Source organism: Mycobacterium sp. URHB0044 (assembly GCF_000620625.1).
Taxonomy (GTDB): domain Bacteria; phylum Actinomycetota; class Actinomycetes; order Mycobacteriales; family Mycobacteriaceae; genus Mycobacterium.
The window spans coordinates 17,887-31,510 of the sequence record NZ_JIAW01000002.1; the positions used below are offsets into that span (position 1 = coordinate 17,887).

Annotated in this window: 16 protein-coding genes; 10 read left to right on the forward strand and 6 right to left on the reverse strand. The window is 69.1% G+C overall.

Features of this window, described 5'->3' with window-relative positions:
- The first annotated feature begins 24 nt into the window (after window positions 1-24).
- Complete coding sequence (locus tag N536_RS0104060) at window positions 25-945, forward strand: LLM class F420-dependent oxidoreductase (protein ID WP_029112428.1); 921 nt, start codon at window positions 25-27, stop codon at window positions 943-945.
- Between the two features lie 9 nt (window positions 946-954).
- Here the strand turns inward: N536_RS0104060 and N536_RS0104065 are convergent, their stop codons facing one another.
- The 3 genes from N536_RS0104065 to N536_RS0104075 all read right to left on the reverse strand — a co-directional run bounded on the left by N536_RS0104065 (window position 955) and on the right by N536_RS0104075 (window position 3,376).
- On the reverse strand, window positions 955-1,632 hold the full coding sequence (locus N536_RS0104065) for a DUF427 domain-containing protein (RefSeq protein ID WP_029112429.1): 678 nt from the start codon (window positions 1,630-1,632) through the stop codon (window positions 955-957).
- Between the two features lie 103 nt (window positions 1,633-1,735).
- Window positions 1,736-1,990, reverse strand: coding sequence for a DUF2631 domain-containing protein (locus tag N536_RS0104070; protein WP_029112430.1), 255 nt, complete (start codon window positions 1,988-1,990; stop codon window positions 1,736-1,738).
- A 93-nt stretch (window positions 1,991-2,083) separates the two neighbouring features.
- Window positions 2,084-3,376: a deoxyribodipyrimidine photo-lyase gene (locus N536_RS0104075; protein ID WP_029112431.1), complete on the reverse strand. Its 1,293-nt coding sequence runs from the start codon at window positions 3,374-3,376 to the stop codon at window positions 2,084-2,086.
- 58 nt (window positions 3,377-3,434) lie between these two features.
- On the opposite strand from N536_RS0104075, the gene N536_RS0104080 reads away from it, so the two are divergent.
- Both N536_RS0104080 and puuE read left to right on the forward strand, forming a co-directional pair.
- A complete protein-coding gene (locus N536_RS0104080) occupies window positions 3,435-4,304 on the forward strand; it encodes a TIGR03619 family F420-dependent LLM class oxidoreductase (protein WP_029112432.1) in 870 nt (289 codons plus the stop codon).
- A gap of 36 nt (window positions 4,305-4,340) precedes the next feature.
- Window positions 4,341-5,273 (forward strand): allantoinase PuuE, encoded by a 933-nt coding sequence (gene puuE / locus N536_RS0104085; RefSeq protein WP_029112433.1) that lies wholly within the window; start codon window positions 4,341-4,343, stop codon window positions 5,271-5,273.
- Between the two features lie 10 nt (window positions 5,274-5,283).
- Here puuE and N536_RS37435 read toward each other — a convergent pair whose 3' ends face one another.
- A complete protein-coding gene (locus N536_RS37435; RefSeq protein ID WP_369798377.1) occupies window positions 5,284-5,766 on the reverse strand; it encodes a hypothetical protein in 483 nt (160 codons plus the stop codon).
- Between the two features lie 127 nt (window positions 5,767-5,893).
- On the opposite strand from N536_RS37435, the gene N536_RS0104095 reads away from it, so the two are divergent.
- From N536_RS0104095 to N536_RS0104110, 4 genes are all read left to right on the forward strand, one after another.
- Window positions 5,894-6,724, forward strand: coding sequence for a MerR family transcriptional regulator (locus tag N536_RS0104095; protein WP_029112434.1), 831 nt, complete (start codon window positions 5,894-5,896; stop codon window positions 6,722-6,724).
- Window positions 6,724-7,482: an SDR family oxidoreductase gene (locus N536_RS0104100; RefSeq protein ID WP_029112435.1), complete on the forward strand. Its 759-nt coding sequence runs from the start codon at window positions 6,724-6,726 to the stop codon at window positions 7,480-7,482. Before N536_RS0104095 ends, N536_RS0104100 begins: the two co-directional genes overlap by 1 nt.
- A 65-nt stretch (window positions 7,483-7,547) precedes the next feature.
- Complete coding sequence (locus tag N536_RS0104105) at window positions 7,548-8,039, forward strand: hypothetical protein (RefSeq protein WP_029112436.1); 492 nt, start codon at window positions 7,548-7,550, stop codon at window positions 8,037-8,039.
- A gap of 38 nt (window positions 8,040-8,077) precedes the next feature.
- The gene (locus N536_RS0104110) at window positions 8,078-8,884 is read left to right on the forward strand and encodes a DUF4097 family beta strand repeat-containing protein (RefSeq protein ID WP_029112437.1); all 807 of its coding nucleotides are present in this window, start codon (window positions 8,078-8,080) and stop codon (window positions 8,882-8,884) included.
- Window positions 8,885-8,902: 18 nt separating this feature from the next.
- Here N536_RS0104110 and N536_RS0104115 read toward each other — a convergent pair whose 3' ends face one another.
- Together N536_RS0104115 and N536_RS0104120 are read right to left on the reverse strand one after the other, a co-directional pair.
- Window positions 8,903-9,346 (reverse strand): nitroreductase/quinone reductase family protein, encoded by a 444-nt coding sequence (locus tag N536_RS0104115; protein WP_029112438.1) that lies wholly within the window; start codon window positions 9,344-9,346, stop codon window positions 8,903-8,905.
- A gap of 11 nt (window positions 9,347-9,357) precedes the next feature.
- Entirely contained in the window at window positions 9,358-10,200 is an 843-nt protein-coding gene (locus N536_RS0104120) for an NAD(P)H-binding protein (protein ID WP_029112439.1), read from the reverse strand.
- 81 nt (window positions 10,201-10,281) lie between these two features.
- On the opposite strand from N536_RS0104120, the gene sigI reads away from it, so the two are divergent.
- The 3 genes from sigI to N536_RS0104135 all read left to right on the forward strand — a co-directional run bounded on the left by sigI (window position 10,282) and on the right by N536_RS0104135 (window position 13,619).
- Entirely contained in the window at window positions 10,282-11,133 is an 852-nt protein-coding gene (gene sigI, locus N536_RS0104125) for an RNA polymerase sigma factor SigI (RefSeq protein ID WP_029112440.1), read from the forward strand.
- Between the two features lie 84 nt (window positions 11,134-11,217).
- Window positions 11,218-12,393, forward strand: coding sequence for a 1-deoxy-D-xylulose-5-phosphate reductoisomerase (gene dxr, locus N536_RS0104130; protein ID WP_029112441.1), 1,176 nt, complete (start codon window positions 11,218-11,220; stop codon window positions 12,391-12,393).
- Window positions 12,390-13,619 (forward strand): RIP metalloprotease, encoded by a 1,230-nt coding sequence (locus N536_RS0104135; RefSeq protein WP_029112442.1) that lies wholly within the window; start codon window positions 12,390-12,392, stop codon window positions 13,617-13,619. Before dxr ends, N536_RS0104135 begins: the two co-directional genes overlap by 4 nt.
- The last annotated feature ends 5 nt before the right edge of the window (window positions 13,620-13,624 follow it).

The following is a 13,624-nucleotide window of genomic DNA, read 5'->3' on the forward strand; positions in this document are numbered from 1 at the left end:
TGCTCTGACCATAGGAGTGTTCTGATGCGATTCACGATTACCCACCCGATGCACAGCCACCCGTACAACCCGGAACTGGTCAGCGGGTCGGGGGTGGCCGCGGTCGCCGCGGCGGCCGAGGCGGCGGGTTTCGGCGGGTTCGGCTTCACCGATCATCCCGCCCCGACCCAGCGCTGGCTGGAAGCCGGCGGCCACGATGCGCTGGATCCCTTCGTGGCCATGGGATTCGCGGCCGCACACACCACGACGTTGCGGTTGATACCGAACATCGTGGTGCTGCCGTACCGCAACCCGTTCGTCGTCGCGAAGGCCGGCGCGACGCTGGACCTGCTGTCGGGCGGCCGCTTTACCCTGGCGGTCGGCGTCGGCTACCTGAAGCGGGAGTTCGCCGCCCTCGGTGTCGAATTCGACGAACGCGCAGTGCTCTTCGAAGAGGCGCTGCAAGCCATTCGCGCCATCTGGACGGGTGACGACGTCACGTTCGACGGTCTGCACTTCAGTGCCAGCGGAATCACCGCGCATCCCCGGCCCGTAACCCAACCGCATCCGCCGATCTGGATCGGTGGCAACACCGCGGCGGCACGGCGGCGGGTCGCCGCATACGGCGACGGGTGGTGCCCGTTCCCCGCGCCCGCAGTGCTCGCGCAGACCGCGCGCACGGCGAGCATGGAATCACTGGACGAGCTCGGCGCGGGAATCGACGACCTGCGCCTCCGGTGCGAGGCGGCGGGCCGGGATCCGGGGGCCATCGACGTCACGTTCAGCAACGCCGCGGGCGGCAATCCGGCGGACGACGACTTCAACGCCGACGCATACCTTTCCGGCGTCGAGAAGCTCGCCGCGCTGGGCGTCACCTGGACGCAGGTGCAGGTGCCGGGCGACAGCCTGGCGCACGCGGTGGAGACCATCGAGCGGTTCGGCCGGCTGGTCATTGCCGCGTCGTGACGGTTTGGCTCAGGCCCGCGGTAGTTCGGCGACGACGTCCACGCGGGCGACGTCGAAGCTGAGATACCCCTTGATGGGCAGTGTTTCGGGTGGGGGATCGTCATAGCTCCAGGCGACGTCGTCGACCACGGTGTCGCCGATGACCGCGGACCAGTACGTCGCCACGCCCTTGTAGTTGCAGTAGCTCGAGGTCTCCGATCGCCGCAGCACGTCGGTGCGCACCAGAGCGGGGTCGACGTACAGCCGCGGCTCGAGCGAGGTTTCGAAGACGATGACGGTGTCCGTGGTGTCGACCAGGACGGTGTCGGCCACGCCCGTGCGCAGGCGGCGACTGGTGGGTCGGCAGTCCACGCGGTGATACGGATTCGGCGGGTAGTGCACCAGCCTGCGCCCCTCCTCGAACCAGGCGTCCACGGCATCCCACGGCACGTGCACGTATCCCGGCGCCTCGGGCACCGGCTGTTGCGGAACGTCGCCCACCTCGTCGGCGCGGAACGCGTAGCTCAGCGGGTGGCCCGGCCGGTGCACCATCAGCGCCTGCTCCGTGTCGATCACGATGCGGCCGCCTGACTGCGCGACGACCCGTCGTGGGTGGGGCTCGACGAACACCACGTGTCCGGGCACCGGGGGTGAGAACCATCCCGCCGGCTCGGTGCTGAGCGGGCCGCGGCCGGCGACCAGGCTCATCGGCCCGGCTCGGCGCTATGCGTTTCGGTCACAGCTCAGGTTTACAAGAAATGCCGAAAATGTCACGCCGGAGGTGCGAAACCAGTACCGCGAAGCTGGCGCGCTAGCGGGTCCAGCCCCGGCGGCGCAGCCACCAATCGCGGATGACGACGAGAAAGATGACCGTCGCGAAACCGATCAGGAAGATGTCCTCGACGTGCCCGACGTGGTTGCCGCGCAGCATGGCCAGCATGAACAGCCCGGCCAGGATGCCGCCGATCTGGATGGCCCGGTGGTTCTCCTTGGACCAGCCCCAGTTCGCCGAAGGCACTTCCTCGACGTCTACGCCGGTGTGTCGTTCGACCTCGGTGTTGGCCACGGCTGCTCCTCACGGTGGGTGTGAACGGGGTAATTCTGACATACGACGCAACGTCGTTTTGGGTGAGGCTTCCTTCGGGTGGCCCGTCCGGCCTCACCGGATGGCCTGGTACCGGCGCAGTGCCTCGGCGCGTTCGGCGGCATGGTCGACGATCGGCTCGGGATAGTCGAGCTCGGCCGCTTCGGGCACCCAGCGCCGCACGTACGACCCGTCGGGGTCGAACTTGCGTCCCTGCGTGGTCGGGTTGAACACCCGGAAGTAGGGCGCGGCGTCGGTTCCGCAGCCCGCCGCCCACTGCCAGCCGTGCTGGTTGCTGGCCATGTCGGCGTCCACCAGCTGCTCCAGGAACCATCGGGCTCCCCACTGCCACGGCAGGTGCAGATCCTTGACGAGGAATGAGGCGACGATCATGCGCAGCCGGTTGTGCATGAACCCGGACTCGGCGAGTTGCCGCATGCCCGCGTCGACGATGGGGAACCCGGTGCGGCCGGCCTTCCACGCCTCGAACCGCGCGTTCGCGTCGGCATCGTCGTCGACCTCGATGCGGTCGAAGGACGTGTTCCAGTTCCACCACGCGCTGGCGGGCCATTCGTGGAGCACGTCGGCGTAGAAGTCGCGGAACGCGAGTTCGCGCAGATACGCCTGCGCGCCCCTGCCGCTGCCGAGGTCGACGGCCATGGTCCGCGGATGGATGGTGCCGAAGTGCAGGTGCGCCGACATCCTGCTGGTGCCGTCGCGGTCGGGACGGTCGCGGTCCTCGGCGTAGTCGGCGAGCGAGGTGTCGACGAACCGCCGCCACTGCCGCAGTGCCGCGGACTCGCCGGCTGGCAGGTCGAGTTCGACGTCGCCCGAAGGGATGTCGACGCCGCCGCCGACGTCCGTCGGATCGATCCATTGCGCCGACCTCGGCCCGGACTTGGCGGGCGTGCGCCAGCCGTGCTCCCGCCAGGCCGCATAAAACGGGGTGAACACCTTGTACGGTGTGCTGTCGGCCTTGGTGACGCGGCCCGGCGACACCAGATACGGCGACCCCGACTCCTCGAGCGGCACGTCGCCAAGTGCTTCGCGGACAGCGGCGTCGCGACGCACGCCGAACGGCGAGTAGTCGGCAGAGACGTGCACCGATGACGCGCGAATCCGCTTGGCCAGTGCGGGAATTCGAGCCTCGGCCCGGCCGTGGACGACCAGCAGCCTGCCGTCCAGCCCGTCACGAAGCTCCCGCAGCGAGTCGTAGAGGTATCGCAGCCGCCGCGGCCCGGCCGACGCCCGCAGCCGGGGGTCCAATACGTAACAGGCCAGCACCTGCCCGTCGGGCTGCGCCGCGTCCAGCACCGGCGGAAGGTCGTGCAGGCGCAGGTCGCGGCGAAACCACAGCAGCGTGGGCATGCACCGATCTTGCCCGCATTCCGACCTACGGAAACCCACGGTGCGGCAGGCTGGGGCGATGCAGTTCTGGTCCGGTACGGCCTTCATGAACGCTGGCGACGCGTTGGCCGTGACGCGGATGCTCGACGAAACCGGCTTCGACGGCATGATCTGTGCCGATCACCTCATTTATCCGCGAAAGCTGACGTCGCCCTACCCGACTGGCGCCGACGCCCCGCCGTGGCCGCCGGAAACCGGCTGGCCCGACTCCTGGGTGATGATCGGTGCGATGGCCGCCATCACGAGTCGGCTGCGCTTCACCAACGCCGTCTACGTTGCGCCGGCCCGGCCTCTTCTGGAGGTGGCCAAGCAGGTAGCTACCGCTGCCGTCATCTCCGATGGGCGAGTGTCGCTGACCGTTGGCGCGGGCTGGATGCGCGAGGAGTTCGAGCTGCTCGGCCAGCCGTTCGACAACCGCGGCAAGCGGCTCAACGAGATGATTCCGGCACTGCGCGCGCTGTGGCAGGGCGGCTGGGTGTCGTGGAGCGGCGAGTACTACGACGTGCCGGAGCTGATGCTCGAACCGCACCCGCCCGCGCCGGTGCCGATCATGTGCGGGGGCGAATCCGAGGCGGCCCTGCGCCGGGCCGCCCGCTTGTGCGACGGCTGGGTGGGCACCGCATACCTCTGGGACGACGCCGTGCGCTACGTCGAGCGATTGCACGAGTTGCGCCGCGAGTACGGGCGCCACGACGAACCGTTCGACATCATGCTCGCCCTACTGGACGTGCCGACGCCGGAGCTGTACCAGCGGGCCGAGGACATCGGCATCACCGCGGTGATGTGCGCGCCCTGGATGGGCGCGGCCGATGTCGAACCGGGCGACGTCGCGTCGTTCCGCAGCCCCATCGAACGGTTCGCCGAAACCGTGATGTCGAAGGTGCGGTAGGCGGCACCGGCGCCGGCCTGCTGCCAGAATGCCAACATGACCGAGGGCTCCGGCGCGGCCGACAATCCGCGCGACATGATCGGCTACGGGCCCAACCCGCCCGACCCGCGCTGGCCCGGCGGTGCCAAGGTCGCGGTGCAATTCGTCCTCAACTACGAGGAGGGCGCCGAGAGCAACGTGTTGGACGGCGACCCCGCCTCCGAGACGTTCCTCAGCGAAGTCGTTGGCGCCCAAGCATTCCCCAACCGGCACATGAGCCTGGAATCGCTCTACGAGTACGGCTCGCGTGCCGGGCTGTGGCGGGTGCTGAGGGTGTTCGACCGGCGCGGTCTGCCGCTGACCGTCTTCGGGGTGGCGCTGGCACTGGCCCGCAATCCGGCAGCGGTCGCCGCGTTCATGGCCCGCGGCGACGAGTTGGCCTGCCACGGGCTGCGATGGCTGAGTTATCAGCTGGTCGACCCCGACGTCGAGCGGCAGCACATGGCGCAGGCGGTCGAGCTGATGACCGAGCTGACCGGCGCGGCCCCGCTGGGCTGGTACACCGGCCGAGACTCACCGCAGACGCGCCGACTGGTCGTCGAGCACGGCGGCTTCCTCTACGACGCCGACTCCTATGCCGACGACCTGCCCTACTGGACGCCCGTCGACGGCAAGGACCACCTCGTGGTGCCCTACACGCTGGACACCAACGACATGAAGTTCGTGTCCGCCAGCGGATTCCCCAGCGGCACCGACTTCTTCACGTATCTGCGCGACGCCTTCGACGTGCTGTACGCCGAGGGAGCGGCAGGCGCCCCGAAGATGTTGTCGGTCGGGCTGCACTGCCGCCTGATCGGCCGTCCGGCCCGCATCGCGGCGCTGGAGCGGTTCCTCGATCATGTGCTGTCGCACGACAAGGTGTGGATCGCCCGCCGCGTCGACATCGCTCGGCACTGGGTCGAGAACTTCCCGCCGGGGGACTCGATATAGCGCCGAGCCGTCAGCCGGCGCTCTTGGCGAGTCCGATGCACTCGCTGAGTTCTCTGCCAGTGCATGGAATGCCGTCGATCGTTGGCACTCCGTCGGGAGAGGTCTCACCAGCCGCCGCCGCAGCCTCCTCCACCGTGGACTTGGCCGCTCGGCCCTCGGGACTGGCCGCCGAAGCGCCGGGACTGGAGGCGGTGGCGACGGCGCCCATGCAGTTCAAATTGAACTGCACCGTGTCGGTGACGTGCGCAAAGTCGTCGCCATGGAGGAACGGGGCATTCTGCGAACTCGTGACTATGCAGTCGTCCTGCTGCAGGAAGTCACCGACCTTGCTGGCGATCACGACCGTCTGACCGGCATCACTGGCCGCCGCGGACGCATCCGAGTAGGTCTGGCCGGCGTAGTCATCCGCGGCCGCGATACCCGTTCCGAACAGCGCCATCGCGGCGACCGCAGCTCCCACGGATCCTGTACCAAGAACGATGAGCCTTTTCACGTGCCGCACCTCCTAATCCTGGCCAGCAACGGATTACACCGGCTTGGTACCCGAAAAACGGGCTGTCAAACGCATGCGGTGGGACGTGCCTTGACCCTTCCGTAGGGGGAGACTCCAGACTGGCCGCATGCCTGCTGACTTGCTCTCCATTGGTGACTTCTCGCGGATGACGCAGCTGAGCGTCAAGACGCTGCGGCACTACCACGACGTCGGACTCGTCGAGCCGCATCACGTCGACCCCACCACCGGGTACCGGTACTACTCGCACGACGAGGTGCCGACCGCGCAGGTGGTGCGCCGACTACGGGCGCTCGACATGCCGATTCCCGACGTCCGCTCGGTGCTCGCCGCCGACCCCGACGACCGCAACGCCATGATCAGCGCCCACCTCAGCCGTCTGGAGGCTCAGCTGGCGCAGACCCGCGCCGCCGTGACGGCGCTGCGCGACATCCTCGAGAGGCCGGCGGGCGCGCCCGAACTTCAGCACCGCAGTGTGCCGGCGACGCCGTCGATCGCGGTGCACGCCGTCGTCGAGCGCGACGAACTGCTGGCGTGGTGGCAGGACGCGGTCACCGAACTACGGGATGCGGTGCGGGCTCAGCGACTCGACCAGGTGGGGCCGCTAGGCGCCCTGTTCGGCTTCGAGATCTTCGCCGACGACCGCGGCCCCGCCACGGTGTTCATCCCCGTCGCCGGCGACGTTCGCGCGGTCGGCCGCGTGGGCGAATTCGCCGTGCCCGCAGCCGAACTCGTCGTGATCGCGCATCGGGGTCCGCACGACGACGTCGACCTTGCCTACAGTGCACTCGGCGACTACGCGACCCGGCACGAGATCAGCGTCGACGGTCCACTGCGCGAGTACTACCGAAGATTCGCCTGGGATACCGACGACTCGTCGCAGTGGGAGACCGACCTGTGCTGGCCGATCTTCCGCTCCGACCGTGGAGGGGTGGCGTGATGTCGCTCGAAGGGCGCCGCGCCGTCGTGACCGGAGGGAGCAAAGGTGCGGGCGCCGCCGTCGTGGCCCGGTTGCGCGCGGCGGGGGCGGAGACGACCGTGGTCGCGCGCCACCGAGTCGGAGAGGCGGACGACTTCGTCGTCGCCGACATCACCACCGCCGAAGGCGTCGACGCCGTAGCCGAGCATGTGTCCAGGCTGGGCGGTGCGCAGATCCTGGTCCACGTCGCCGGTGGATCATCGGCGCCCGCAGGCGGATTCGCGACGTTGACCGACCAGCACTGGCTCGACGAGCTGCAGCTCAACCTGCTCGGTGCGGTCCGGCTCGACCGCGCCCTGGTGCCCGCCATGATCGAGGCCGGCTCCGGTGCGATCGTCCACGTCGGGTCGATCCAGGCGCGGATGCCGCTGTACGACGGCACGCTCGGCTACGCCGCGGCCAAGGCCGCACTGCGCGCCTACAGCAAGGGTCTGGCAAACGAGCTGGCGCCGAAGGGAATTCGGGTCAACACCGTGTCACCGGGCTTCATCCAGACCACCGCGGCCGACGCGCTGATCGCCCGGATCGCCGCTGCTGGCGGTACCGATGAAGCCGCTGCGTTGCAGACGCTGATGGACTCGCTCGGCGGAATCCCCTTGGGCCGGCCTGCTCGCCCCGAGGAAGTCGCCGAGGTGGTCGGCTTCCTGGTGTCCGACGCGGCGTCGTCGGTGGTGGGCACCGACGTGACGGTCGATGGCGGCACCGTGGCGACGGTGTAGCGGCGTCCGCCGCTGACACCGCCACGACACTTGCGGTGACATCAAAGTGATGTCACCATGACACCATGGACTTGCAGCCCTACGTCGATTCCGTCCGGCACGAGCTGAACGTCGCCGCTGGTGCGGGCGGAGACGACGCTGCGGCGCTGGCCGATCGCCTCAGCGCACCACTGGAGTCGGCCATCCGCCTCGCCGTGCTCGAGGCGCTGTCGGCGGCCGCCGAGGAGATCACCCGCGAACTGGCGCCGGGATCGGTCGAGGTCCGGCTTCGTGGCCGCGATCCGGAGTTCGCGGTGACGTCACCAACGCACGGGCCGGTCGAGGAGTACGACGACGGTCCGCTCGACACCCCGCAGGCTGACGTCGAGGACGGCGGCACGTGGCGCGTGACGCTGCGACTGCCCGAACACCTGAAGTCGGGCGTCGAAGCCGCCGCACGCCGCGACGGTGCGTCCGTCAACGGCTGGTTGGTCCGCGCCGTCACCTCGGCCCTCGGTGGTGGTCAATCGCGTCGCGTGCGGCCTACCGACAAGCAGTTCAGCGGCTGGGTCCGCTGAAACCCCAAGAAACCGAACGGCAATCGAAAGGATTCGCAATGCCCACTTTTCAGACACCCGAACCGATCACGGCCGTCATCGAGGTGGTCGCAGGCACGGTCCGGGTCACGGCGACGGACCGCGACGACACCGCCGTCGACGTCCGACCGCACGACCCGTCGCGCGCTTCCGACGTCCGGGCCGCCGAGCAGGCGCGCGTCGACTTCGGCCACGGCACCCTGACGGTTTCCGCAGGCAGACGATTCGTCTCGTTGGGCCGCGGCGGCGCGGTCGACATCGACATCCAATTGCCTTCGGGTTCCCGGCTCAAAGCGTCATCGGCGTCCGCCGACGTCCGCGCCGACGGCGTATTCGCCGACTGCCGCTTCAGCTCGGCCAGCGGCAAACTACAGGTGGACTCCGTCACGGGGAACGTCAAGGCCGACACCGCATCCGGGGCCACCACCGTGCACCAAGCGCGGGGCAACGTGTCGATTTCGACGGCCTCGGGCAACGCGACCATCGACCAGCTCGAGGGTGACCTGAAGTTCCAGGCGGCCAGTGCAAACCTCGTGATCGGCACGCTGCGCGGGGCCGTCAAGTCGCAGTCGGCGTCCGGGGGAGTCAGCGTCGCCACCGCCGTCAACGGCACCATCTCGGCAGACACCAGCAGCGGTGAGGTCGAGGTTGGCATCGCCATGGGCACCGCGGCGCGGCTCGATCTCGAAACCAGATCGGGCGTCGTCAGCAACGGACTGCAAGCGTCCGATGGTCCTGAAGACGGCGACGAAACCCTTGTCGTTCGAGCCCGCACCGCATCGGGCGACATCGACGTGCGGCGGGCGGCGGGCCCGGCGGCCGCCTGAGCCGCGAGCCAACCGGCGTCACGACACGTCGTCGAACCGGAACACCGCCAAACGTCCGGCCAGCGCCTCGAATTCGTCGGGCGTGCCGTCGACGACGAGGCCGCTGCGTTTGGCGAAGCCCACGCCGACCGGCACCTTCACCGCGAACGCTCGCAGCACGGGCCGCGACTCCGCGACGGACAACTCGACGATTCTGACGCGGCGTGATCGGCGGCCCCCGACGAGCGTTCCCGACCCCGCCGCGCGGGCATTCGCCGCCCAGTCGGAGCCGGGATATCCGGCCACGGTGTACAGGCCGCCGCGGAACTCGAACGGGGTCATCGGAGTGCTGCGTGGCCGCCCGGATTTTCGGCCAGGAACGGTCAGCACCATCGCCGGCCCGGTACGCACACCAACCCTCTGCATCGCGACGACGAGCTTGTTCATCGGCTTCAGCCACCGCGGTGGCCGTAGGTCGGACATCAGTGTCTCCCTTACGATTCGGTGAAGAACGCGCGGTGATCGGACACCCACTGCGCGAACGAGGTGGCTGCGCGACCGAGGATCTTCTCCACGTCATGGGTCACCAACGCCGGCCGGTCGACGGTCTCGGCGAGCAGGGCGATGTACGCGTCGGCGAACTCCGCTCCAAAGCCCAGCCCGATGAAGCGCTGACGCACGAGTTCATTGGGAACCTCGTGGTAGCGCACCGGACGATCGAGGGCGGTCCCGATGATGGCGACCATCTCCGCGTTGGTGAGCGCCTGCGGACCGGTCAACGGAATCCGTTGGCCCAGAAGGTCATCGGTGAGAAATGCGCGCGCCGCCACTGCCGAGATGTCGTGGTCGACGATGACCGCGGTGGATGCGGAGGCGTACGGTCCGGCCACCACGTCCCCGGCGCGGAGCTGGGGTGCCCACATGCCTGCGAAGTTGGATGCAAACACCGTGGGGCGCAGGCTGACCCACTCCAAACCGGACTCGGCGGCCAGCTGGTCGGCCTCCTTGTTGCGGTCGCCCCGGAATCGGGACGGCTGCCGGGCGAAGTCGTCGTCGGCGTTGATGGCGGACAGGGCGACCAGGCGTGTCACGCCGGCGGCGCGTGCCGCGGCGACCACCGGCTCCATTTCCGCGCCGAGCGCCCGCGAGTTGAGGAACACCGCATCCGCTCCACGCAGACCTTCGGTGGCCGAGCCGACCACCTGTACGCCTGCGGGGAACTGCGCGGTCTCCGGGTGACGGGTGAGCGCGCGGACCCGTGCGCCGGCGTCGACCAAATGATTGACGAGAGGGCGGCCGACGTTGCCGGTAGCGCCAGTGATCAGAATCGTGTTCATGACGAATAGGACGAGACGGCGCCGGCAAAAGTTACACCCGGCTGTGCGTAACTTTCCGAGCCGCTGAATCGTCTTGATTACATGAGCGATTCACCGTCGGTCGAAGCGGCGTGGCGCAATCATCGCCCCTACCTGGTCAACCTCGCCTATCAGATGCTCGGCGACGTCGGCGAGGCCGAGGACGTCGCGCAGGAGGCGTTCCTGCGGCTGTCACGCGCAGACCAGGACGGCATCGACGATGTCAGGGGTTGGCTGACCGTCGTCGCCGGCCGGTTGTGCCTGGACCAACTGAGGTCGGCGCGGGTCCGGCTGGAGACGGTGCTGCGGCCCGAACACGACGTCGCCGCCGGACGTGATCCCGCCGATCGCGTGACGCTGGACGACGAAGTCGGCAACGCGCTGTTGGAGGTGCTGCGCCGCCTCTCACCGGGGGAGCGGGTGGCATTCGTTCTGCACGACGTGTTCGCGGTGCCGTTCGACGAGATCGCGGAGACCGTCGGGAGGCCGGCGGGTACGTGCCGTCAGCTGGCCCGTCGCGCACGGGGCAAGTTCGCGGACGCGGCGCCCCGGGCCGCCGAGGTGCCGCGCACCGACCATCGGCGCGTCACCGACACGTTCATCACGGCCTGCGCGAACGGCGACATCGAGGCGCTGGCGTCGGTGCTCGACCCCACGGTGTGGGGCGTCGGCACCGTGCTCGCCGACCCGGCACCTCCGCCTCAGGTCAACCATGGACCGCAAGCCGTTGCCGCCAACCTGATGCGTTACCTCGGGCCGGGAGCGACGGTCGTCGGCGGCCCGGCAGGGGAGCCGGTGCTCCTGGCGTTCGACCGCGGGCACCTCTTCGCCGTGGTGGTGCTGACGATCCGCGACGAAAAGGTGATGAAGATCGAGGCCACCGCAGATCCCTCGGCGCGGGGGGCGATGCGCTAGATGAACGAATAGCGTTCGCGTCACTTTTCGGCCATAACGAGCGCGGACTCGTTCGGGACGGCGGTCGCGCGGCACAATGGACCGGTGAGCAATTCCGGCGACTCTGGCCGCCTGCGCGTCCTGGTGCTGGGTAGCACCGGCTCGATCGGCACTCAGGCCCTCGAGGTCATCGCCGCGAACCCGGACCGCTTCGAGGTGGTCGGGCTGGCCGCGGGCGGCGGCAATGCCGACCTGCTCGATCGTCAGCGCAGCGAGACGGGCGTGTCCAGCGTGGCGATAGCCGATCCGGCGGCCGCAGCCCGGATCGGGGACGTCACGTACGCCGGTCCCGACGCCGCGACCCGGCTGGTGGAGAACACCGAGGCCGACGTCGTGCTCAATGCCCTGGTCGGTGCGCTCGGCCTGCGGCCCACGCTCGCCGCGCTGGCGTCGGGCGCCCGGTTGGCGCTGGCCAACAAGGAGTCGCTGGTGGCCGGCGGGCCGCTGGTGCTCAAGGCCGCCGCGCCAGGACAGATCGTGCCGGTGGACTCCGAGCACTCCGCACTCGCGCAGTGCCTGCGTGGTGGGTCCGCCGACGAGGTCGCGCGCCTCGTCCTGACCGCCTCGGGTGGACCGTTCCGGGGGTGGGCCGCCGCGGACCTCGAGCACGTCACCCCCGAGCAGGCCGGCGCCCATCCCACCTGGTCGATGGGTCCGATGAACACGCTGAACTCGGCGTCGCTGGTGAACAAGGGCCTGGAACTCATCGAGACGCACCTGCTGTTCGGCGTCGCCTACGACCGCATCGACGTGGTGGTGCACCCCCAGTCGATCGTGCACTCGATGGTGACCTTCACCGACGGCTCCACGATCGCCCAGGCCAGCCCGCCCGACATGAAGCTGCCGATCGCGCTCGCGCTGGGTTGGCCCGCCCGGGTGGCCGGCGCCGCGCAGGCGTGTGACTTCAGCACGGCCTCGACCTGGGAGTTCGAGCCCCTGGACGACGCCGTGTTTCCCGCCGTCGCGCTCGCCAGGCACGCCGGAAGCCGCGGTGGCTGCCTGACCGCCGTGTACAACGCCGCGAACGAAGAGGCCGCGGCGGCGTTCCTCGCCGGGCGCATCCGGTTCCCGTCCATCGTCCGAACGGTGAGCGACGTGTTGCACGCCGCAGATCAGTGGGCCGTCGAACCCGCTACCGTGGAAGACGTACTCGACGCGCAGGACTGGGCCCGCGACCGGGCCCGACGGGCGGTCGCACAGGAGGTCGTACCCACCAGATGATGTTCGTGATCGGCATCGTGCTCTTCGCGCTGGCCATTCTGCTGTCCGTAGCCCTGCACGAATGCGGACACATGTGGGTGGCGCGCGCCACCGGCATGAAGGTCCGCCGCTACTTCGTCGGCTTCGGCCCCACCGTGTGGTCGACCATGCGGCCGAACCGGCTGGGTCATACCGAGTACGGCGTCAAGGCCGTCCCGCTCGGCGGCTTCTGCGACATCGCGGGCATGACGTCGGTCGACGAAATCGCACCGGAGGACCGCCCGTACGCGATGTACCGGCAGAAGGTGTGGAAGCGCGTCGCGGTGCTGTTCGCCGGGCCCGCGATGAACTTCATCATCGGCCTGGTGCTGATCTATGGCATCGCCATCGTGTGGGGGCTGCCGAACCTGCATCCGCCGACCACCGCCATCGTCGGCGAAACCGCTTGCGTGGCAGCCGATGTCAGCAAGGGCGAGCCGGGCAAGTGCCAGGGCCCCGGCCCCGCGGCCATCGCGGGAATCAAGCCGAGCGACACCGTGGTCAAGGTCGGCGGCACCGACGTGAAGACCTTCGACGAGTTGGTGGCTGCGGTGCGCAAGGCGGGCGGCCCGACGCCGTTCGTCGTGCAGCGCAACGAGAACGGTCAGGTCCGCGAATTCACCACCGTCGTCGACGTCGAACGCACCGAGCGCTGGGTCAAGAAGGACGACACCAGCCCCACGACCATCGGGGCCATCGGGGTGGCACCCGCCCAGTTCCTGCCCACGCCGTACAACCCGCTGTCGGCGGTGCCCGCGACGTTCGCCTTCACCGGCGACCTGGCTGTGGAACTCGGCAAGTCGTTGGTGAAGATCCCCACCAAGGTCGGGGCGCTGGTGCATTCGATCGGCGGCGGCGAGCGCGACCCGGAGACGCCGATCAGCGTGGTCGGCGCCAGCATCATCGGCGGCGACACCGTCGACCACGGGCTGTGGGTGGCGTTCTGGTTCTTCCTCGCGCAGTTGAACTTCGTGCTCGGCGCGATCAATCTCGTTCCGCTGCTGCCCTTCGACGGCGGCCACATCGCCATCGCGGTATTCGAGAAGATCCGCAACCTGCTGCGGTCGGCGCGTGGTCGCCTGCCCGCGGCTCCGGTGAACTACCTCAAACTGCTACCCGCGACCTACGTCGTGCTGGTCGTGGTGGTCGGCTACATGCTGCTGACCGTCACCGCCGACCTGGTCAACCCCATCAGACTCTTCCAGTAGGAGAC

Bases quoted from the DNA above. Each gene is read 5' to 3' on its own strand.
- N536_RS0104060 (WP_029112428.1), top strand. From the start codon at position 25: ATGCGATTCACGATTACCCACCCGATGCACAGCCACCCGTACAACCCG.
- N536_RS0104065 (WP_029112429.1), bottom strand. From the start codon at position 1,632: ATGAGCCTGGTCGCCGGCCGCGGCCCGCTCAGCACCGAGCCGGCGGGA.
- N536_RS0104075 (WP_029112431.1), bottom strand. From the start codon at position 3,376: ATGCCCACGCTGCTGTGGTTTCGCCGCGACCTGCGCCTGCACGACCTT.
- N536_RS0104080 (WP_029112432.1), top strand. From the start codon at position 3,435: ATGCAGTTCTGGTCCGGTACGGCCTTCATGAACGCTGGCGACGCGTTG.
- puuE (WP_029112433.1), top strand. From the start codon at position 4,341: ATGACCGAGGGCTCCGGCGCGGCCGACAATCCGCGCGACATGATCGGC.
- N536_RS0104095 (WP_029112434.1), top strand. From the start codon at position 5,894: ATGCCTGCTGACTTGCTCTCCATTGGTGACTTCTCGCGGATGACGCAG.
- N536_RS0104100 (WP_029112435.1), top strand. From the start codon at position 6,724: ATGTCGCTCGAAGGGCGCCGCGCCGTCGTGACCGGAGGGAGCAAAGGT.
- N536_RS0104105 (WP_029112436.1), top strand. From the start codon at position 7,548: ATGGACTTGCAGCCCTACGTCGATTCCGTCCGGCACGAGCTGAACGTC.
- N536_RS0104110 (WP_029112437.1), top strand. From the start codon at position 8,078: ATGCCCACTTTTCAGACACCCGAACCGATCACGGCCGTCATCGAGGTG.
- N536_RS0104115 (WP_029112438.1), bottom strand. From the start codon at position 9,346: ATGTCCGACCTACGGCCACCGCGGTGGCTGAAGCCGATGAACAAGCTC.
- N536_RS0104120 (WP_029112439.1), bottom strand. From the start codon at position 10,200: ATGAACACGATTCTGATCACTGGCGCTACCGGCAACGTCGGCCGCCCT.
- sigI (WP_029112440.1), top strand. From the start codon at position 10,282: ATGAGCGATTCACCGTCGGTCGAAGCGGCGTGGCGCAATCATCGCCCC.
- N536_RS0104135 (WP_029112442.1), top strand. From the start codon at position 12,390: ATGATGTTCGTGATCGGCATCGTGCTCTTCGCGCTGGCCATTCTGCTG.